The following is a 19,680-nucleotide window of genomic DNA, read 5'->3' on the forward strand; positions in this document are numbered from 1 at the left end:
CGTCCTCACTTATGCTCAAACTGAGCATTGTGCCGACTAACGTAGGCGGGGCGTGACGGCTTGTCTAGATATGCAGGCTTTGAGCATAACGTTTTTGCGATGCGAGAATGACGTTGCGGTGCAACTGTCATCCTGCCTGCGCCGGGGCGCCGCGATCAGGTCGGCCGGCGCGCGGGCCGCAGGCGGAAGCCGGGGGCGGGGCGCTCCAGCAGAACCTCGCGGCGGAAGCGGACGAGGCGGGCCGGGCGCCCCGTCGCCCCGGAGGTCACGCCGTCCGTCTCCTCCACCAGCCCCTGCTGGGCCACGAGTCGGCGGAAATTCTGCTTGTGCAGATTGGTGCCCGACAGCGCCTCCACCGTGCGCTGGAGCTGGAACAGCGTGAAGGTCGGCGGCATCAGCTCGAAGACTACGGGGCGGTACTTGATCTTGCCGCGCAGGCGCCCGATCGCGGTCGCGAGCACCCGGCGGTGGTCGAGGGCCATGGGCTGGCCCGTCACGGTCAGGTCCGCGTCGCGCGCCTCGCCGGACTGACCCTGCGCCTCGGGAATCAGCCCGGCCTCGAACAGCAGTTCGTAGCGCTCCAGCACGCGCTCCTCGTTCCAGGCGCCGCCGCACAGCCCGAAGGTCAGGCCGAGGCGGTCCTCGCGGCGGCGGCGCTGCTTCGGGTCGCCGCTGCCCTCCGCCCAGGCGAGGAGCTTGGCCTCGATCTCACCGAGGGAGTCCGGCCGCCCGGCGCGCCAATCCTCCCAGGGGAGGTAATGGTACCAGTTGCGCCAGGCGGCCTCGGCGAGTCCGGCCGGCCGCAGCTCGCGCACCAGGGCGAGGTAGGCCACCGAGAGCGAGTGCAGGCCGCCGTCGTCGTCGCCCTGCCGGTCGCGGTCGCCGAAGGTGTAGAGCTGCTCCACGTAGCCGAGGCGCTGGTGGGTCTGGCGCTCCACCCAGGCGCGCAGGCCCCGCTCCAGGGTGGGGTGCTCGGGCACGAGCGGCCCCGCGGGCAGGCCGTCGGAACGGCCCCGGGCCTGGCCGCCGACCTGCACGGTCAGGGCACGCGGCTCGCCGTCGGTCGCCGCGACGATGACGGCGACGAGCCCCACGGCGGACGGATTGGAGAGCGTGGATTGCGCCTCCCCTTCGGTCTCCTGCGCCGTGGTCACGCTGCCCGATCCTCGCCCGCTGCTCGCCCATCGCTTCGCGGCTGCTCATCGCACATTGCGGGCGCGCGATGAACGCGAAAAACCGACCCGCCCCGGTCAGGCCTCCGGCGCGGGCGGGGTTCGGGCGGCCAGGACCCGGGCCGGGTTGCCCACGACCGTGGCGCCCGCCGGCACGTCGCGGGTCACCACGCTGCCGGCGCCCACGATGGCGTCGTCGCCCACGGTGACGCCCGGCAGGATCAGGGCGCCGCCGCCGATCCAGACGTTGCGACCGATCCGAATCGCGCGGGCGAATTCCAGCCCTGCCTCGCGCGGGCCCGGCTCGCGGGGATGGTCGGGGGTGAGGATCTGCACCCCGGGACCGATCTGGGTGCGCTCGCCGATGCTCACGGGGGCGCAATCCAGGATCACGCAGCCGAAATTCAGGAAGACATGCGCGCCGAGGCTGATGTGCAGCCCGTAATCGCAGTGGAAGGGCGGCCGCACCACCGCGCCGTCGCCGACGGACGCGAAGCGCTCGCGCAGGATCTCGCGGCGGATCGCGGGCGTCTCGGCGGCGGCGGCGTTGTAGCGCGCCATCCAGTCCCGCGCGGTCCGGTGGTCGGCGTGAAGCTCCGGATCGTCCGGATCGTAGAGATCGCCGGCGAGCATCTGCTGTTTGGGTGTGCGATCCATGCGAGGCTGCGTCTCCGAGGAAGGGTGCGGCGGTAACGCCGCACGACGCCAGGGGCTCCCGGCCGCGCGCCCATCTTCCGACCGGGCCGCAGGGGCCCTAGACTGAGGCGGGGAGACCCAACACCCCTGCCACGACGTTCAGGAAGGCGCCGCGTGATCGGACAGAAGGAAGCGGGCGGCTCGGGGCCGGCGGTCGACCTGCGGCTCTACGGCCTCCTCGACACCGGCGTGTCGGGCCATGACGGCGCGCGGCTCGCCGCGATGGCGGCCGAGGCCGTGCAGGGGGGCTGCACGCTGCTGCAATATCGGGAAAAATCCATCGCGGATGCCCGCGCGGCGCTCGCCCGCATCCGCGCGATCCATGCGGCCATTGCCGGCACCGGCGTTCCGCTCCTCGTCAACGACCGGGTGGATCTCGCGCTGGCGGCCGGGGTCGAGGGCGTGCATCTCGGCCAGGGCGATCTGCATCCGGCCGATGCGCGCCGCCTGCTCGGGCGCGGTGCGATCATCGGCCTGACGCTCAAGACCGCCGTCCAGGCCGACGAGCTCTACCGCTTGCCGGTCGACTACGCCTGCATCGGGGGGGTGTTCGCGACGGCCAGCAAGGACAATCCCGATCCGCCGGTGGGGCTCGACGGGCTCGCCCGCATCGTCTTCCGGGGACGCCTCGCACGGGGCACCGCGTTCCCCCTCGGGGCCATCGCGGGCATCAACGCGGGCAACGCGGCGTCCGTGATCCGGGCCGGGGCGGACGGGATCGCGGTGATCGCCTCGCTGTTCTCCGGCGATTCGGTCGAGGCTTGCGCGCGCGATCTGCGGGACCGGGTGGATTCGGCCCTCGCCGCGCGGGGCGTCGCGGCCTAAGCTCCCTCAAAGCTTCGAGGACACGCCATGACACCGATCGCCGTCACCATCGCGGGTTCAGATTCGAGCGGCGGCGCCGGCATCCAGGCCGACCTGAAGACCTTCGCGGCCCTGCGGGTCTACGGCGCCAGCGTGATCACCGCCCTGACGGCCCAGAACACGCAAGGGGTTCAGGCGATCCACGACGTGCCGGCCGACTTCGTGGCAGCGCAGATCGAGAGCGTGTTCTCGGACCTCGCCGTCACGGCGGTCAAGATCGGCATGCTGTCCCAGGTCGCCACCATCGAGGCCGTGGCGGCGGGGCTCGCCCGGCATGCCGGCACGATCCCCATCGTACTCGATCCCGTGATGGTAGCCACCTCCGGCGACCGGCTGATCTCGGAAGACGCGGTGGAGGCCCTGCGCCGGCACCTCCTGCCGCTGGCCGACCTCGTCACCCCCAACCTGCCCGAGACCGCGGCCCTCATCAGTGAACCCGCCGCCGAGACCGAGAACGCCGCCGTTGCGCAGGGCCGGCGCCTCCTCGCCATCGGCGCCCGCGCGGTGCTGGTGAAGGGTGGCCACAGCGTCGGCAGCGAGAGCGTCGACCATCTCATGAGCAGCGACGGCACGCTCCGCCGCTTCGCCGCGCCGCGCATCGAGACCCGCAACACGCACGGCACGGGCTGCACCCTGTCGGCAGCGGTGGCGGCCGGACTCGCCCGGGGGCTCTCGCTGGTCGACGCGGTGTCCCAGGCCAAGCGCTACGTCTCGGCGGCGATCGCGGGGGCCGACGGCGTCGCGGTGGGGCGCGGGCACGGGCCGGTGCACCATTTCCACGCCCTCTGGACCTGACCCGAGCCTTGCGTCGCCGTCCCGTTTGCGTTTGAAGTACCGTACAAGCGTCCGCTTAACGGAACGGATGCGCGGATCTCGGGACCCATGGACAACCAGTTGACGACGCCCGAACGCGGGCGGCAGCGCGATATCCTCAGCGGCGCACAGGTCCTCTCCGGCCAGCTCGGCAAGACGATCCAGCGCCTGCGCAAGGCCTACAACCTGTCCCTGTCCGAACTCGCCGAGCAGTCCGGCGTCGCCAAGTCGATCATCAGTCAGATCGAGCGCAACGAGACCAATCCGACGCTGGCGACCATCTGGCGCCTGAGTCAGGCCCTCGACGTCTCCATCGAGCGCGTACTGGCCACGAGCGACGAGGAGCCCTTCATCGAGAAGACCTCGCGGGCGGACACGCCGATCCTGGTCTCGGACGACGGCAAGGTGCGTCTCGCCATCGTCGGCTGGATCAAGACCGTCGAGTGGCTGCAATGGTACGAGGTCTCCGCCGATCCGGGCGGGCAGCTCGATTCCGATCCGCACCAGCGCGGCTCGGTGGAATCGCTGACGGTCACCGCCGGCACGCTCGAGGTCGAGGTGGCCGGCACGACTCAGCGCGCCCGCGCCGGCGAAACGCTGCGCTACCGCTGCGACCGCCCGCACACCGTGCGCTGCATCGGGCCCGAGCCCGCCAAGGCCATCATGGTGGTGATCATGAAGGCCGCCGTGATGGAGTGAGGGGTTCAGCGCCCCGAATTCACCCACGCCACCATCTCGGCGAGCACCCGAGCCAGCGCCGCGTCGAGGCCCACGGCGGCGGTACCGGCATCGACCTTCGGCACCGGCACCCGTGCGGTGAAGACCCGGGCGGCCACGACCTTGCCGGTGCCCTCGGTGATGATCTTGGCGGAGATGTCGACCACGGCCTCGCCGCTCCCGGCCGCGATGTCGAAGGCGCGGATCTCGCTGATCAACTGGTAGTCGGAAACGATCTTGTCGCCGGGGCGGCTCACGGATTTCAGGCGGCCGGAATTCTCCAGGCTCTGGATCAGTCGCGTCTGGATCAGGCGCGGCAGACGGTCGGCCCACTGACCGCCGCCGAGGAAGGACAGTGCGCCCCCCGGCTCGCGCACGATGATGCGGTCCGCCTCGAAAGGCTGGATGCCCACGGGCTCGGCCACGCTGAACGAGCGCGCGGAGGTGCCGACCCGGCCGTTGGGCGGCAGGGCGGCCAGATCGAAGGTCAGCGGCACCGCGCCGCCGCCGCAGCCGCCGAGGGTTGCCGCGAGGAGCATCGCGACGAGCGCGGGGGCCGTTCTGTGGTGAGACATACGCATTCCGGAAACCCGTCGCCGCACCGACGCGCAGCGTGGCCGTAAACTAGCGGGCCGGGCGATTGGTGCCGTGCGCCGCAGCACGCATGGCCCGGTGGACCACAGTTCAGCGCCCACCGTTGTATTCCGGCAACGACGGCTTGCCGCCGAAGATCACCTGGGAGGGGTCGCGCTCCAGGCTCTTCACCGTCCGGTTCAGGGTGTTGAGCGTGCGCTGTCCGTCCGTCGACAGGGCTTCGACCTCGCGGCGGCCGGTGCCGCTGAGACGGTTGAAGCTGGTGGCGATGTTCGAGGTGCGCTTGTCGAGGTTCTCGCTGAGGGTCCGGAACGCCTTGCCGGCGTCGCGGACCGAGATCGCGGCCTCGCGTACCTCCGTGAAGGTGCTGGTGCCGGCCGAGCCCGAGGCCGAACCGAGGAAGCCCTCGGCGCCCTTCAGCACGGAATCGACCCGGTCGGCCGAGGCGTTGAGCTTGGCGGCGAGCGAGCGCGCGTCCTTGAGCGCTCCCTCGATGTCGGGGCTGCCGGCCGCCAGCGCCCCGGAGAAGCGGTCGGCATTGTCGATGACGCGGTTCAGCTTCTGCCCGTCGATGGCCTTGACGAGGCCGCTCACCGCCGGACCGGCCTCGGCCAGGGTCTTCGAGAAGGACTCGACGTTGGCGAGCGTGCGCGTGATCGCCCCCTCGTTGCCCGCCACCACCTTGTCGAGGCGCTGGAGCACGTCGTCGGCCCGCTGGGCGATCTGCTTGGCGGCCGCCATCATGTCCTGGATGTCGGAGGAATCCGCGAAGATCGTCGGCATCTGGTCACCCGAGCCCGGGGGCAGAACGGGCGAATCCGCATTGCCGCCCGAGAGCGAGATCGTGGAGACGCCGGTCAGCATCGCCGAATCGAGGCGCGCGCGGGTGTCGGCGCGCAGGGGCGTGGTCCGCTCGACCTCGACCACGGCGACGACGCGGCGCGGGTCCTGCGGCAGCAGGCGCACGTCCATCACCTCGCCGACCTTGATGCCGTTGAAGGCCACGGTCGATCCCTTGGCGAGGCCGCCGACGCTGCCCGAGAACACGATGCGCACCGCCTGCCGGACCTGGCTGCGCGAGCCGCCCTGGAGCCAGAACACGAAGCCGAAGGCCGCCACCACGACCGCGAGGGTGAAGGCGCCGATGAGGGCGTAGTTGGCACGAGTCTCCATGGGATCAGCGATACCTTGGCGGGATGGGGACCGCGCGGTGCGAGGCCGCACCCGGCGCGTCAGGCCTGTGCATGGCGGCCTCCCTGCGGGACGACGGCGCGGCCGCGCTTGCCGTGGAAGTAGGAGCGCAGCCAGGGATGGTCGCTCTCCAGCATCTCCGCGATGGTGCCCTGCGCGATGATCTGACCGTCGCCGAGCGCGGCGATGCGGTCGCAGGCGGTGTAGAGGCTGTCGAGGTCGTGGGTGACCATGAACACGGTCAGGCCCAGCGTCTGCTTGAGGGTGGCCACGAGGTCGTCGAACTCGCCGGCACCGATCGGGTCGAGCCCGGAGGTGGGCTCGTCGAGGAACAGGATCTCGGGGTCGAGGGCCAGGGACCGGGCCAGCGCCGCGCGCTTGATCATGCCGCCGGAGAGTTCCGAGGGCAGCTTGTCGGCGGCATCCGGCTTCAGGCCCACCATCTCGATCTTGAGGCGCGCGAACTCGTCGAGCAGGCGCTCCGACAGGTTCAGGTGCTCGCGCATCGGCATCTGGATGTTCTGCTTGACGGTGAGCGCCGAGAACAGCGCGCCCTGCTGGAACAGCACGCCCCAGCGCTGCTCGATCTGGCGGCGGCGCGTCACGGTCAGGCCGTCCACGTCCTCGCCGAACACCTCGATGGTGCCGGCGCGCTTGGGCACGAGGCCCAGGATGGTCCGCGTCAACACCGACTTGCCCTGGCCGGACGGTCCGACGAAGCCCAGGATCTCGCCGCGCCGGATGTCGAGGTTGAGCCCCTTCATCACGATCTTCGAGCCGAACCCGACCACGAGGTCGCGCACGCGGATGATCGGCTCAGGCGCGCCCGCCCGTGCGGTCTCGCCATGGGCGGGCACTTGCTGCGCGGCGTGAACCGGTATGGCGGACAGAGTTGTCATGGTTGTCGGAACGGGCGCCTCAGAAATCGATGGCGGCGAAGAAGACGGCGAACAATCCGTCGAGGACGATGACCATGAAGATAGACTTCACGACTGAGGCCGTGACGTGGCGCCCGAGCGACTCGGCCGAACCTTCCACCGCGAACCCCTCGATCGTCGCGATGATCCCGATGATCAACGCCATGAAGGGCGCCTTGATCAGGCCGACGGCGACGTGGTGGAGCGACACCGCCGCCTGGAGCCGCGCCAGGAAGGCGTCCACCGTCATGCCGCCGTAGAGCGAGGCCGTGAGGCCACCGCCCGCGAGTGCCGCCAGGGAGGCCAGGAAGGTGAGGATCGGCAGACCGATCACCAGGGCGAGGATGCGCGGCACGATCAGGATCTCGATCGGGTCGAGGCCCATGACGCGCAGGGCATCGACCTCCTCGCGCATCCGCATGGAGCCGATCTCGGCGGTGAAGGCCGAGCCGGAGCGGCCCGCCACCATGATCGAGGTGAGGAGCACGCCGAGCTCGCGCAGGATGAGCAGGCCGATCAGGTTTACCACGAAGCTCTGGGCGCCGAAGCGCTGGAGCTGGAAGATGCCCTGCTGGGCCACGATGCCGCCGACCAGGAACGAGATCAGCACGATGATCGGCACGCCCCGGAAGGCGACCTGCTCGATCTGGTTGACGAGGGCCGTGCCCCGGAAGGTGCCGGGCCGGGCCGCGACCCGGATGCAGGCGGTGACGACCTCGCCGAAGAAGGCGAGACCCGTGACGAGGTCGGATTTCGCGCCGACCATCCGCTTGCCGAGATCCTCCAGGAAACCGAACAGGCGCCCGCGCGGGGCCGGCGGCGGCTCGGCCGCGCGCAGCTTCACCTCGCTGAGAAGGATGCGGTGCTCGGGGGCGGCCCCCGCATAGGCGAGACGCCCCCCGGCGGCCTCGATCTCGGCCCGGGTCCGCTCGAGCACCCAGGCGCCCAGGGTGTCGAGGCGGCTGATTCGGCTGAGATCGACGAGGATCGGCGTGCCCGCGGCGCTGCAGGCGATGCGCGCGGCGGCGTCCTCCACGGCCGCGCCCTGGTCGGCGGTCCAACGCCCGGACAGCCCGACGCGCCCGCCCTCGAGGAGGGCGGCGTCTGCGGTGTCGGGGTGGGTCCTGGTCTCGGCTCTAGCCAAAGGGGCCGCGCTCCATATCCCCATCACGCATCACCGATCACGGTTACCGGAGGGTCAAGATCGATCGCGATGCTGCGGGTGCTGGCCCACAAACGTGGTGGTGTGAAGGCCGAAAACGCGGGCGGCCTGCGCGGCGCGTGCCGCGAGGCACAGGCCGCACAGGGCAAGCGGCGCCATCAGCGCGAAGGCGAGGGTGCCGCCCCCGGCCCCGTAGGCGGCGCCGGTGAGCAGGGTCGCGCTCGCCGAGGCCAGGGCGCCGGCCGAGCTCACCGTGCCCTGCGCCCGCCCGCGCGCGCCCTCCGGCGCGAAGCGCGACACCGCCGCCATGGCGCCGAGCTGCGTCGCCCCGAAGGTCAGCCCGTGCAGCACCTGCAGGACGATGACGGCTTCGAGGCGGTCGCCGAGGATCGCCATGCCGAGGGCTCGAACCAGGGCCGCCCCGCCCCCGAGGGCGAGCAGGGCGAAGGGGCCGCGCCAGCGCGCCGGCACCCGGCCGATCAGGGCGAACAGCACGATTTCCGAGGCGACGCCGATGGCCCAGAGCGTGCCGATCCACGCCGTCCCGATCCCGTGCGTGCTCCAGTGGATGCTGCCGAAGGCGTAGATCGCCGCGTGGCTCGACTGGATCAGCGCCGCCGCCCCGATGGAGAGCCAGAGGACGCCCGGCAGGCGCGGGCGCCCGGCCGCCGGGTCGCAAGGCGCCGCCGCCGGTCCGTCGACGCGAGCGACCAGCGCCACGCAGGCCGCGAGGAGCGCCAGGGCGGTGAGAATGAGCGGCACCGCCAGCCGCTCGCCCATGGCGCCGAGCACGGCCCCGCCCGCGAGGTTGGCGAGAAGGAAGCCGATGGAGCCCGCCATCCGGATGCGGGCATAGTCGAGCCGCGCGCTCCGGCGCACGGCACTGAGCGTCATGTAGTCGATGCTCGGGACGAGGGGGGCGGCCGCCACCGCGTTGAGGGCGATGAGGAGCGCCAGCAGCGGCCAGCCCACGGCGGCCCCGGCCGGCATCAGCGCGTAGGTGACGGCCAGGACGAGGCTGCCGATGAGCAGGATGCGCCGCGCCGCGATACCCCGGTCGATCAGCCCCACCAGCGGCGCCGTCGCCACGATCCGGATCGCGATGGGCAGCGCCAGCAGCAGGCCGATCAGCGCGGCATCGAGACCCAGCGCGTTCAGCCAGACCGGCATGAACGGCATCGCGATCCCGATCTCCACGAAGACGACGGCGTAGAGAACCGAGAGGCGAAAGGCTTTCGGCTCCGCGAGCGGAGAAATCGGATGAGACACGCGACCGGGCGGTGACGAGGGAGCCTGTGGAAACGTCTTCCCCAGGCGGAGGCTGCGTAAAGCCGGCGTTAAAGCGATCCTGTCAATCTCCGGTCGCTTGGAAACCAGCGACCGCCCGCCGGTCGCAGCCTCGCCAAGGACGTGTGCGTGATGTCGAGTTCCCAATCGCTGACGTCGATCGACGTATCCGAATACGATCGGATCGAGGCCGCGATGAGCGAGAGCGAGCGCGGGCGCTGGTTCCTCGACGCGTATCTGCGCCGCAACCGCGCGCACGACACCGGCATCCTGCTCGATGCGATCGCGCGGCTGGAGAAGGCCGTCACCGGCGAGCGGGAACAGGATCAGATCGGCCGGGTGCGCGGCGACCTGATGGACATGGCCCACGCCATCGCCCGGACCAAGGCCGAGATCGCCGCGATCAGCGCACCGGACCACGACCAGAGCCGCCTGGGAGGCGCCTCCGCCGCCCTCGACGCCATCGTGCGCTCCACCGAGCGCGCCACCTCCGAAATCCTCAGCGCCGCCGAGCAAGTCCAGGAGGCCGCCTGGACCTTGCGCGAATCCGGCTCGGACGCCACGATCTGCGACGAGCTCGACCGGCGCGCCACCGGCATCTACACCGCCTGCTCCTTCCAGGACCTGACCGCGCAGCGCACGGCGCGGATCATCCATACCCTGCGCTACCTCGAGGAGCGCCTCGCCGCCATGATGGCGATCTGGGGCGATGCCGTGGAATCGGTTCCGCCCGCGCCCGGTGAATCCAAGGGCGAGACCCTGCCCACCGACCTCTGCCAGAGCGATGTGGACCGCTACATCGACGGAGAGGCGTCCACGGGCGAGGCCGATGCTCCCGTCGCGGCCTCGAAGCTGCCGGAGCACCTCTCCGTCGACGACGACATCGTGTTCCTCGAAGCCACGGACCTGGTCGATCCGCCGGAGGCGTCCGCCTCCGCACCCCGAGCCGAGCCCGAGCAGCCCGAGGTCGCGGAGGACGTCGCGGACGCGCCGGTGACGGCTGCGGAAGTCCTCGCGCACGCGGCGGAGCCGACCCACGACGAGGTGGCTGAGCCGACCCACGCGGGCGCGCCGGAGCCGGCCGACGATGCCGCGCCGGACGCGGTCGCCTTCGACGCCGTGGCCTACGAGCCCGCGTCCGCCCCGTTCGTCGAAGCGCCGGACTCGAATCCGGTGGCGCACGCACCCGCCCGCGCGGCGGAACCGGCCGAGGATGCCGAGCCCGCGCCGATGGCGGACCCGGTCGCCCTTAAGATGGCCGCGGCCGCCGCTCCGCCCCAGACCGACATCGCCAGCGCCTTCGCGGAGATCGACGCGCTTTCGGACGACGAGAAGCGCGCCCTGTTCTCCTGACCCCGGCCTCAGCGGCGCGGGGTCGCGCCGCTGCCGCGACCCGAGCGCGCGGCCGGTGCGGCTGCTACAAGGCCGCCATGTCCGCTCGCGCGCCCCTCCATCTCCTCAAGCTCTGCGTCGGTCCGGCGAGCATAGGCGAGCTGGAAGAGCGCATCGCCCGCAACGCCGACGAGGCGCGCCGCGCGGGCCGCGATCCCGCTCCCGTGCACACCACCCGCATGGTGCCGACGCGCGCCGGCGACATCGCCGGCCGGGGCTCGATCTACTGGGTGATCAAGGGCACGCTGCTCTGCCGGCAATCCATCCGCGCGATTACGCCCTTCACCGATGCGGACGGCATCGGCCGCTGCCGGCTGATCCTGGACCCCGTCGTCACCGCGGTCTCGCCACGCCCGTGCCGGCCCTTCCAGGGCTGGCGCTACCTGAAGGCGGACGACGCGCCCACCGATCTCGACGCCCGCACCGCCGGGGGCCTCGCCGAGATGCCCGAATCCCTGCGCCGGGAACTCGCCGGCCTCGGGCTCATCTGACCCGGGCCCGCGCGGCCCCGCATCTCTGACGAAAAACCCCGCCTCCGGGGGAGGCGGGGTTTCTAGCGTCGGGCATCGTACGCGCGGGGCGGGCCTCAAGCGCCGTCGAAGCGGCCGCTGGCATGAGCCAGCATCGTGTAGACCTTGCCCGTCTCGGAGGTGAGGTAGGCATCCGCCCGCGAGGAGTCGCGGTCGTTCTTCGAGACGTCGCCGAGCAGGCGCTCGAACTCACCGACGTAGCGGTCCACCGTGCGGCGGAAATCGGCGTCGGCAGCGTAGCGGCGGCGGACCTCCTCGAAGGTCTGGCGACCCTGCGCGGTGTAGATCCGGCGGTCGAACAGGTTCGGCTCGCCCCGACGGTAGCGCGTCCACAGGTCCACCGCCGTCTGATGGTCGATCATCTTGGCGATGTCGCTGGAGATCGTCTCCAGGGCGGTGCGGCCCCGCTCGGCCGCGTTCCGCTGCGCGTCGTCCGGCGCCTTGGCGGGCGCCCGGCTGCTCGGCACGGCCTCCGGCTCGTCGTCGAGGGAGGCGCGGGTGAGCAGGTCCGAGAGCCAGCCGCGGTTGTCGCCGCCGCGCTGGTCGGCGCGGGGGGAGGTCCCCGGGCGCAGCACCTCGGCATTGCGGCCGGCGGCGGGGGCCGAGACCAGGTTGATCGACTGGCCCGAACGGGCCGGCGACGCGGCGGGCTTGGCCTCGGCCACCGACGTGGCCTCCGGAACGGTCTTCGCTTGCGGCGCGGACTTGGCCGCCGGGTTGGCCGCCGGGCTGGACTTGACCGGGGCAGCCGCCACCTTCGCGGCCTCGGGGCGCCGGGGCTCCGAGACCTGGGGGGCCACCGCGTCGACGGCCCGGCCCGAGCGCTGGACCAGGGTCGAGAGTTCGCCCAGCGCCTTCAGCTGTTCTGAGACCACGCGGCGCATCTCAGCCGTCGCGTCCTGCGTCTCGCGGGGGATCTCCAGCACGCCGCGCTGCAGATCGGCCCGGGTGGCGTCGAGCTCGCGCCGGATCTCCGCCGCCATCTCGCGCAGGGTCGAGACCGAGTCGCCGAAGCGACCCGAGGCGGATTCGAGCACCGCCGACATCTGCTGCGAGGCGGCCTCAATCGCGGCGCGCACCGCCTCGGCGGTCCGGGTGCTCTCGCTGTCGGCGCCGGCGCGCAGGCCCTCGAAGGCTTGGGTGACGCTGGCGCCGGCACCGGCGGCGGTCTCGGACAGGCTGGTGCCGAGGGCACGGGCCCGCTCCTCGGCCGCCCGCAGGGTCTCGCCGATCGTCGCGTCGAAGCGGGCGGTCTGCGCCTCCAGGGTGCCGGAGCGCTCCTCGATGCGCGACAGCACCTCGGCGATGGCCGCCTCGCGGGACGCCAGGCGCTCGGACAGGCGTCCCTCCGCGCCTTCGAGCTGGCCAGCGGCCTGCGTCAGCGTGCTGGCATGGCTGCGGCCCAGCTCGCCCAGGGCGCGGCCGCGCTCGTCCAGGGAAGCCGCAAGGTCGGCGGCATCCCGCAGGGCGCCCTCGGCCACGCCCTTGAGCAGATCGACCTGCTCGGCGACCCCGGCGCTGGCCCGCGCCGTCTCGCTCGTGACGACCGAGAGGGCGTCGCGGATCTCGGCGATCCGCCCGGGCAGGCTCGCCTCGATGCGGCCGAGATTCTCGCTCGTCCCCGAGAGCAGGCCGCGCAGGGCGTCGTTGGCGCCGTCCATGCGCTCCACGACCGATACGAGCTCACGGCTCATCTGGTCGTTGGCGCTGGAGAGCGAGGCGATGGCCCGGGACGCGCCACCGTCGATGACAGACAGCAGCGCCTCGGCCGAGGCGCGGGACTGGGCCGCCAGGGCCTCGGTGCGCGCCTGAATCGCCTCGACCAGGGGCGCGCCGCTCTCGCGCAGGGCCTGCTCGATGGCGTCGCCGCGCAGGGCCAGGGCATCCACGAGTTGCGCGGCCGGTCCCTCCACGATCGCCCGCAGGCGCTCGGACTGGTCGGTCAGCGCGGTCACCACGGCGTTGCCGCGCCCGTCCAGGGTCTCAACGAGGGCGCCACCGCGCTCCTCGATGGAGCGTGTGATCGTCTCCGCGCTCTCCGCGAGGCGGCGGGCGAGGGATTGACCCCGCGCCTCGACGAGGCTGGCGAGCGCGGTCGAGCGGCGGTCGAAAGCCTCGGTCATCGCGCCGTTGCGGCTGTCGACGAGCGCGGCCACGGCCTCGTTGCGCTGGTCGAGGGCGGCGGCGAGGGCCTGGGCATGGGCCTCGGCGAGCGCCGCGTGGCGGCCGACGCGCTCGTCGAAGGCCGACAGCATCGTGGCGGTGCGCTCGTCGACCAGGGCGGCGTAGGCGTCCTGGCGATCGTCGAAGGCGGTGGCGAGGGCATCGCCGCGCGAGGCGACGAGGGTGGCGAACACCTTCATGCGGTTGTCGATGCGGCTGGTGAAGGCCGCCGCGCGCCCGTCCACCGCCTCCGCGAGGGCGGTGCCCTGCGTGTCGATGGTGCGGGCGAAGGCCGAGGCGCGCGCCTCGACCAGGCTGTCGAGGGCCGCGAGGCGCTCGTCGAAGACCGTCGCCAGGTCCTGCGTGCGGGCCTCGACGCGCTCGGCGAGCGTGCCGGAGCGGCCCTCCACGAGGCGCTCCAGGTTGCCGAGGCGCTCGTCGAAGAAGCCCGCCAGGGCCGCGACCTGGGTCTCGGTCTGGGCCGCCAATGCGCCGGAGCGGTGGTCGACGGCATCGTCGAGGGCGCGCAGGCGCTCGTCGAAGGCCGCGACGAGGGACTGCGTCCGCTCGGCGACGCGGTCGGCGAGGGTGCCGGCGCGGCCGTCGACCAGGGCTTCGAGGGCAGAAAGCCGCTCGTCGAAGATTCCCACCAGGACGCGGGTGCGGGCCTCGGTCTGCTCGGCCATGTGGTCCGCGCGTCCGTCGATCGCAGCGTCGAGCCCCTGGATGCGGGCGTCGAAGACCGACACGAGGTCGCGGGTCCGTTCAGCGACGCCGTCCGCGAGAGTGCCGACGCGCCCGTCCACGAGGGCTTCGAGGGCGGCCAGGCGCTCGTCGAAGATCGCCACCAGGGCGCGGGTGCGCGCCTCGGTCTCGGCGGCGAGGTTGCCCGCGCGGTCGTCGAGGAAGCCGTCGAGGCCGCGTAACCGCTCCTCGAACACCGAGACCATGGCCCGCGAGACCGTATCGGCCTGGCTGCGCAGGGCGCCGGCGCGCTCGTCGACCACGCGGTCGAGGGCACCCACCCGGGTGTCGATGAGGGAGACCAGGGCCTGGGCCCGGGAATCGACCTCGTCCGAAAGCGTGCCGGTGCGGTGATCGACGAGTTGATCGAGGGCGCCGAGGCGCTCGTCGAACAGGGCGAGAAGGCGCTGCGTCCGGGCATCGACCCGGTCGGTCAGGGCGTCGGCGCGGCTGTCGATCAGGCCGTCGAGGGCCGAGAGGATCTCGTCGAACAGGGCGCGCAGGCCGTGGGACCGCGCCTCCAGGGTCTGACCGAGCTGCGCGCCGCGACCGTCGACGATCTCGTCGAGGGCGCCGATGCGCTGGTCGAACAGGATGGCCAGGGCCTCGGTGCGGCTGTCGAGGGCGTCGGTGAGCTGGGCGCCGCGTCCTTCCACGAGTTGCCCGAGGACGCCGATGCGGTGATCGAACAGGCGGGCGAGCGCCCGGGTGCGGGCATCCACCGCCTCGGCCATCTCGCCGCTGCGACGCTCAACGATCTCGTCGAGCGCTCCGACGCGCTGGTCGAAGGTGCTGGTCAGGACGCGGGTGCGGTCCTCCACGCTCTCGACGAGGCGGGCGCCGCGCTGGTCCACGATCTCGCCGAGGGCGTCCAGGCGCTGGTCGAGGGTGTCGGTCAGCGCGCGGGTACGCGCCTCCATCGCGTCGGACAGGCCGCTGCCGCGCCGCTCAACGACCTCGTCGAGGTGGTCGATGCGCTCGTCGAACAGGCTCGCCAGGGCCCGCGTGCGGGCCTCCACCGCCTCCGTGGCGCTGCCGAGGCTCGCCGCGATGGTGTCGACCAGGGCGCGGCCGCGCTGGTCGAGATGCTCGTGTAGGGGCGCGATCCGGTCCTTGAGGTCGGCGCTGACGACGCCCGCGTGGGTGTCCAGAAGGGCGCGGATCTCGCCGGTGCGGTCGTCGAGGAGCTGGTGGACGGTGCGCACGCCCTCGTCGAGGAGAGAGCTGATGTCCGCGGTGCGGCGATCGAGGGTTTTGCCGAGGCGGCCCTCGCCCTCGCCGAGCTGGCGGTCGGCTTCCGTCACCATCTCGCGCAGGCGGCCGAGGATGGATTCGCCGCGCTGTTCCAGGACCTTGCCGAGCGAGTTGCTGCCGAGGTCGAACAGGCGGGCGAGCTCGGTGATGCGGCCGCCGAGGGCACCGAACACGGCCCGGCCCTTCTCGTCGAGTTCGCTGCCCATGGCGGCGGTGCGCTCGTCGATGAGGCGCACGAGTTCGTCGGCGCGGGCCGCGAAGGCGTCGCGGATCGCGCGCACCTGCCCGTCCAGGGCCTCGTTCGCGCCGCCGGTGCGGTCGACGATCATGTCCACGAGTTCGCGGGTGCGGTTGGCGAGATCCTCGTCCACCGCGCGGGTGCGGCTCTCGATGAGGCGGATCGCCTCGAAGGCCTGGGAGCCGAAGGATTCCTCGATGAGGCGGCTGCGCTCCTCCAGGGCGGTTCCGATCGCCTCCAGGCGGCCCAGCACCCCCGCATCGAAGCGCCCGGCGCCCTCGTCGAGGCGGCGCGCGAGTTCGAGGGTCTGGTCGTCGAGGCGGCGGCCGATCTCGGCGACGCGCTCGCCGAGGGTATCGCCGAGGCTGGCGCTGCGCGCCGCGATGTCGAGCGCCATGGTGTCGGCGCGGGCGTCGAGGGTCTGCACGAGGTCGCGGCCGCCCTCGACCATGACGCGGCCCATCTCGGCGGTGCGCACGATCAGGGCCTCGTTGAGGGCGGTGGCCCGGCTGCCCAGGTGGCCGTCGATCTGGGCGACGAGGTTGGCGAAGGTCTCGCCGATCTCGGCCGAGCGCCGCACGGAGCGCTCCTCGAGAGCGCCGAGCTGGCTCTCCACCATGGCGCCGGCCTCGCGGGTCCGCTCGGCGAGGGTCTCGGCCACCGCCTTCCCCTGCACCGTGATGACCCGGTCCATCTCCTCCAGGCGGACCGAGACCGAATCCGTGAGCGCCGCGGTGTCGCGCGAGATCCGGTCGGCCAGGATGTCGCCGCGCGCCAGGGTCTCCTGCAGGGCGGCGAGGCGGTCGTTCAGCACCCGGTCGAGGGCCTGGGCGCGGCTGTCGGTGGTGTCAGCGAAGCTGGCGCCGGTGCGGTTGAGGGCGTCGTTGACGCGCGCGCCCTGCGCGGTCACCGCGAGAACGATGTCGCGGCCGGTGCTGGCGAGCTGCGTCTGGGCCTCGTTCGCCTGGGCGGCGATGAGGTCGCCGAGGGTGCGGCCATGATCGCCGAAGGCGGTCTCCACGTCCCGGACCCGGGCGATGAGGTCGCCGCCGAGGCCGTCGGCCGCGCGGGTGATGGTGCCGGCGGCCTCGTCGGCGCGGCGGGACAGTTCCAGATTGACCGCCTCGAGGGTCCGGCGCAGGGCCTCGATGGAGGCCTCGGCGCGGGTGCCGACGCTCTCGCCCACGCCGTCGGAGGCCTGGCGCAGGAGTTCGGCGGCCTCGGCCGTGCGGGCGGCGAGGTCCGAGGCGGTCGCCGCGAGGCGGCGCTCGAAGATTTGCACGGCCTCGACGGTGCGGGCCTCCAGTTCGCCGGTGGCGCTGGCGGAGGCCCTGCGCAGGGATTGCGCCGCCTCGGTGGTGCTGGCGCCGAGCGCCACGGTGGTCTCCTCGGCGCTGCGCCGGAAGGTGTCGGCCGCCTCGGCGGTCCGGCCGGCGATCGCCGCGCTCAGGGCGGCGGCGGCGGCGGTCAGGCCCTCGACGGCGCCCACGGCCCGGGTCTCGAAGCCGCGTCCCAGCGCCGCCAGGGCGCCGTCGACGGTCTCGCTCGCCTCGCGGGTGCGCAGGGCGACGAGGTCGCCGATGCGGGTGCCGGTGGCGTCGAGGCTGCTCTCGAGGCCGGTGCCCTGCACCGCGATGGTGTCGTGCAGGCGCGTCGCGACCGTCTCGATGCGGGCGGCCAGGGCGCCGCCCTGCGTGTCGAGATCCGCGGTGATGCGGCTCATGGTACCGATCAGGTCGTCGCGCACGGCGACGGCCCGGCCGCCGAAGCTCTCGACCGCGGCCCCGGCCGCGAGGGCGAGGGCGGCCTGGGCCTCGCGGCCGCTGGCGCCGATATGCTCGGAGACGGTGCCGCCCTGAACCGTGATGGTCTCGCGCAGGCGGTTGGCCACGAGGTCGATGCGGTCGGCCAGCGCGCCGCCGCTCTTGTCGAGGCGCAGGGTGACGTCCTCCACGGAGCCCACGAGGGCGTCGCGCAGCGCCTCGGTGCGGGCGCCGAAGGTCTGCACGATGGTGCCGGCGACCCGTTCGAGGCCGGCCTCGGTCTCGCGGCCGTGGATCTCCAGGCGGTCGGAGACTTCCGCGCCGCGCACCGCGATGGTGTCGTGCAGGCGCGCCGCCACGCTCTCGATGCGCTCGGCCAGGGCGCCGCCGCGGGCGTCGATGCCGGTGGCGATGCCCTCGACGGAGCGGACGAGTTCGTCCCGGACGCCCTCGGCCTGGGTGCCGAAGCTCTCGATGATGCCGCTGGCGGCCAGCGCCAGGCCGGCCTGGGCCTCGCGGCCCCGGGCCTCGATGAGGTCGGACACGCCGGTTCCGGCGGTCTCGAGCTCGCTGCGGAGCGCCTCGCCGCGCACCGCGATGTCGCGGGTCAGGGCGGCACCCGTCTCGGCGAAGTGCAGGCGCAGGGCATCCCCCGTCTCGGCGAAACGCGCGGTGATCTCGCCGCCGGTGGAGGTGAATTGCTGGGTCAGCTCCGAGCCGCGGGCCAGGAACGCGGTCTCCAGGCTGCGCGCGGAATCCTCGAAGGTCTGGCGCACGTCGCCGCCCTGGCGGTTGAGGGCCTCGATGACCTCGGCCCCGGTCTGCGCCAGGGTGCGGGCGACCTGCCCGGCGTTCTCGGCCAGGGTGGTGGTGAGGATGCCGCCGGTGCGCTCGAAGGCGCGGGTGACTTCACCGGCGCGAGTCTCCAGGGACTGGGTGAGGGCGGTGCCGACATCCGCGAGGCTGTCGCGGACGCCCTCGCTGGTGGAAGCGAGGCGCTGGACGAGGTCGTCGCCCCGGCCCGAGACCAGCTCGACCACCCGGTCGCCGGCCTCGCCGAGGGCGGCGGTGATCGCATCGCCGCGGTTGCCCAACGCCGAGGTGATGGCCTCGCCGCGCGCGTCGAGGGCGCCGGTGACCCGGTCGCCCGCGCCGTTGACCGCCGAGACGATGCGCTCGGCCGCGCCGTCGAGTTCCGCCGTCAGGCTCTGATGCGTGCCCGCGATCGCGCCACGCACCCGCTCGGCATTGGCGACGATGGATTCGCGCTGCGCGACGAGTTCGTCCACGAGGGAGCGGATGCGGATCTCGTTGTCGGAATAGGCCCGCTCCAGGGTGGCGATCTCGCCGCGCACCAGGGTTTCGAGTTCGCCGGCCCGGGCCAGGGCCCGCTCGACACCGTCGCCGACGGCGGCGACCTCGCGGCGCACCGTCTGCGACATGGTCAGCACGGCATCGGTGGAGAAGTTCTCGGGCTCCGCCAGTCGGATCGCGACCTCGCCGACGGCGCGGGCGACGAGGCGCATCTCCTGGGCGCGCACCGCGAGCATCGCCATGATGGCGAACAGGACGACGGGGCCGACCAGCGTGGTCGCCGCGACGGCGCCCTGGATCGCCGTGAGCCCGTGGAAGAACCCGCGCAGGTCTCCCCCGGACTGGCTCCAGGCCAGGGCGAGGAGTCCGGCGATCCAGAGTGCACCGGCGACGGCGGCGACCAGGTAGGGCGCGCGCGTGGGGCGGACGCGCAGGGTCTGCTGCAGGATGCCGATGTTCTGGCGGTCGTCGTTGGCGACCATCGAGCGGTCGGGCGGGAGCAGGCCGCCCTCGCGCCGGGGGCGGCTGCGGTCCGGCGGCGGCAGGTCCGAGGCGAGGGGCTGGTCGAGATCGAGGCGGGGCGGGGCGAGGCGGCCGCTCGGGTCGTGCAAGGGGTCGGCGTCCCCGACATCCGGCAGGCGCGGCTCCACGCGGGACGCGTCCGGTCCAGGCGCGAACGCGTCGAGGTTGAGAGCCTGCTCGATCGCCGACAGAGCCGCCTCGGCCGGGTCCTTGAGCTTCTTTTCGGTGGCCATTCAACGCCTCGTCACGCGTATCCCGATCGCCGGCCGCGCCCGGCGATCAAGGTTACTTTTACCAATTTACCAGGTAAGTTTAGACATCGGCACGGAGCCCGGATACCCGAGCCC

Annotated in this window: 13 protein-coding genes; 5 read left to right on the forward strand and 8 right to left on the reverse strand. The window is 72.7% G+C overall.

Going from position 1 to position 19,680, the window contains the following annotated elements; translation table 11 throughout:
- Positions 1-155: 155 nt before the first annotated feature.
- Positions 156-1,154: an NUDIX hydrolase gene (locus MKK58_RS07055; protein WP_243911386.1), complete on the reverse strand. Its 999-nt coding sequence runs from the start codon at positions 1,152-1,154 to the stop codon at positions 156-158.
- Positions 1,155-1,250: 96 nt separating this feature from the next.
- On the reverse strand, positions 1,251-1,829 hold the full coding sequence (locus MKK58_RS07060) for a sugar O-acetyltransferase (RefSeq protein WP_243911387.1): 579 nt from the start codon (positions 1,827-1,829) through the stop codon (positions 1,251-1,253).
- A 153-nt stretch (positions 1,830-1,982) separates the two neighbouring features.
- Between MKK58_RS07060 and thiE the strand changes: the two genes are divergently transcribed.
- The 3 genes from thiE to MKK58_RS07075 all read left to right on the forward strand — a co-directional run bounded on the left by thiE (position 1,983) and on the right by MKK58_RS07075 (position 4,244).
- On the forward strand, positions 1,983-2,693 hold the full coding sequence (thiE, locus tag MKK58_RS07065) for a thiamine phosphate synthase (RefSeq protein ID WP_243911388.1): 711 nt from the start codon (positions 1,983-1,985) through the stop codon (positions 2,691-2,693).
- Positions 2,694-2,720: 27 nt separating this feature from the next.
- The gene (gene thiD / locus MKK58_RS07070; protein WP_243911389.1) at positions 2,721-3,527 is read left to right on the forward strand and encodes a bifunctional hydroxymethylpyrimidine kinase/phosphomethylpyrimidine kinase; all 807 of its coding nucleotides are present in this window, start codon (positions 2,721-2,723) and stop codon (positions 3,525-3,527) included.
- Between the two features lie 87 nt (positions 3,528-3,614).
- Positions 3,615-4,244: a helix-turn-helix domain-containing protein gene (locus MKK58_RS07075; RefSeq protein ID WP_243911390.1), complete on the forward strand. Its 630-nt coding sequence runs from the start codon at positions 3,615-3,617 to the stop codon at positions 4,242-4,244.
- 5 nt (positions 4,245-4,249) lie between these two features.
- On the opposite strand, the gene MKK58_RS07080 is transcribed toward MKK58_RS07075, so the two are convergent.
- From MKK58_RS07080 to MKK58_RS07100, 5 genes are all read right to left on the reverse strand, one after another.
- On the reverse strand, positions 4,250-4,837 hold the full coding sequence (locus tag MKK58_RS07080; protein ID WP_243911391.1) for an ABC-type transport auxiliary lipoprotein family protein: 588 nt from the start codon (positions 4,835-4,837) through the stop codon (positions 4,250-4,252).
- Between the two features lie 109 nt (positions 4,838-4,946).
- Positions 4,947-6,029 (reverse strand): MlaD family protein, encoded by a 1,083-nt coding sequence (locus MKK58_RS07085; RefSeq protein ID WP_243911392.1) that lies wholly within the window; start codon positions 6,027-6,029, stop codon positions 4,947-4,949.
- A gap of 59 nt (positions 6,030-6,088) precedes the next feature.
- Positions 6,089-6,811 carry an ABC transporter ATP-binding protein gene (locus MKK58_RS07090; RefSeq protein WP_409565210.1) on the reverse strand — a complete coding sequence of 241 codons (723 nt, stop codon included), beginning with the start codon at positions 6,809-6,811 and terminating at the stop codon, positions 6,089-6,091.
- 154 nt (positions 6,812-6,965) lie between these two features.
- On the reverse strand, positions 6,966-8,132 hold the full coding sequence (locus MKK58_RS07095; RefSeq protein ID WP_409565206.1) for an ABC transporter permease: 1,167 nt from the start codon (positions 8,130-8,132) through the stop codon (positions 6,966-6,968).
- 30 nt (positions 8,133-8,162) lie between these two features.
- Entirely contained in the window at positions 8,163-9,395 is a 1,233-nt protein-coding gene (locus MKK58_RS07100) for an MFS transporter (protein ID WP_243911395.1), read from the reverse strand.
- Between the two features lie 150 nt (positions 9,396-9,545).
- Here MKK58_RS07100 and MKK58_RS07105 point away from each other — a divergent pair, with 150 nt between their 5' ends.
- Positions 9,546-10,766, forward strand: coding sequence for a hypothetical protein (locus tag MKK58_RS07105; RefSeq protein ID WP_243911396.1), 1,221 nt, complete (start codon positions 9,546-9,548; stop codon positions 10,764-10,766).
- Between the two features lie 77 nt (positions 10,767-10,843).
- A complete protein-coding gene (locus MKK58_RS07110; protein ID WP_243911397.1) occupies positions 10,844-11,296 on the forward strand; it encodes a DUF1489 family protein in 453 nt (150 codons plus the stop codon).
- Between the two features lie 95 nt (positions 11,297-11,391).
- Here MKK58_RS07110 and MKK58_RS07115 read toward each other — a convergent pair whose 3' ends face one another.
- Positions 11,392-19,566 (reverse strand): hypothetical protein, encoded by an 8,175-nt coding sequence (locus MKK58_RS07115; protein ID WP_243911398.1) that lies wholly within the window; start codon positions 19,564-19,566, stop codon positions 11,392-11,394.
- Positions 19,567-19,680: the final 114 nt, after the last annotated feature.

It is taken from the genome of Methylobacterium sp. J-078 (assembly GCF_022829285.1).
Lineage (GTDB): Bacteria > Pseudomonadota > Alphaproteobacteria > Rhizobiales > Beijerinckiaceae > Methylobacterium.

Excerpts from the sequence above, each read along its gene's own strand:
- MKK58_RS07105 (WP_243911396.1), top strand. The coding sequence starts at position 9,546 with ATGTCGAGTTCCCAATCGCTGACGTCGATCGACGTATCCGAATACGAT.
- MKK58_RS07085 (WP_243911392.1), bottom strand. The coding sequence starts at position 6,029 with ATGGAGACTCGTGCCAACTACGCCCTCATCGGCGCCTTCACCCTCGCG.
- thiD (WP_243911389.1), top strand. The coding sequence starts at position 2,721 with ATGACACCGATCGCCGTCACCATCGCGGGTTCAGATTCGAGCGGCGGC.
- MKK58_RS07080 (WP_243911391.1), bottom strand. The coding sequence starts at position 4,837 with ATGTCTCACCACAGAACGGCCCCCGCGCTCGTCGCGATGCTCCTCGCG.
- MKK58_RS07110 (WP_243911397.1), top strand. The coding sequence starts at position 10,844 with ATGTCCGCTCGCGCGCCCCTCCATCTCCTCAAGCTCTGCGTCGGTCCG.
- MKK58_RS07075 (WP_243911390.1), top strand. The coding sequence starts at position 3,615 with ATGGACAACCAGTTGACGACGCCCGAACGCGGGCGGCAGCGCGATATC.
- MKK58_RS07090 (WP_409565210.1), bottom strand. The coding sequence starts at position 6,811 with ATGAAGGGGCTCAACCTCGACATCCGGCGCGGCGAGATCCTGGGCTTC.
- MKK58_RS07115 (WP_243911398.1), bottom strand. The coding sequence starts at position 19,566 with ATGGCCACCGAAAAGAAGCTCAAGGACCCGGCCGAGGCGGCTCTGTCG.
- MKK58_RS07060 (WP_243911387.1), bottom strand. The coding sequence starts at position 1,829 with ATGGATCGCACACCCAAACAGCAGATGCTCGCCGGCGATCTCTACGAT.
- MKK58_RS07095 (WP_409565206.1), bottom strand. The coding sequence starts at position 8,132 with ATGGGGATATGGAGCGCGGCCCCTTTGGCTAGAGCCGAGACCAGGACC.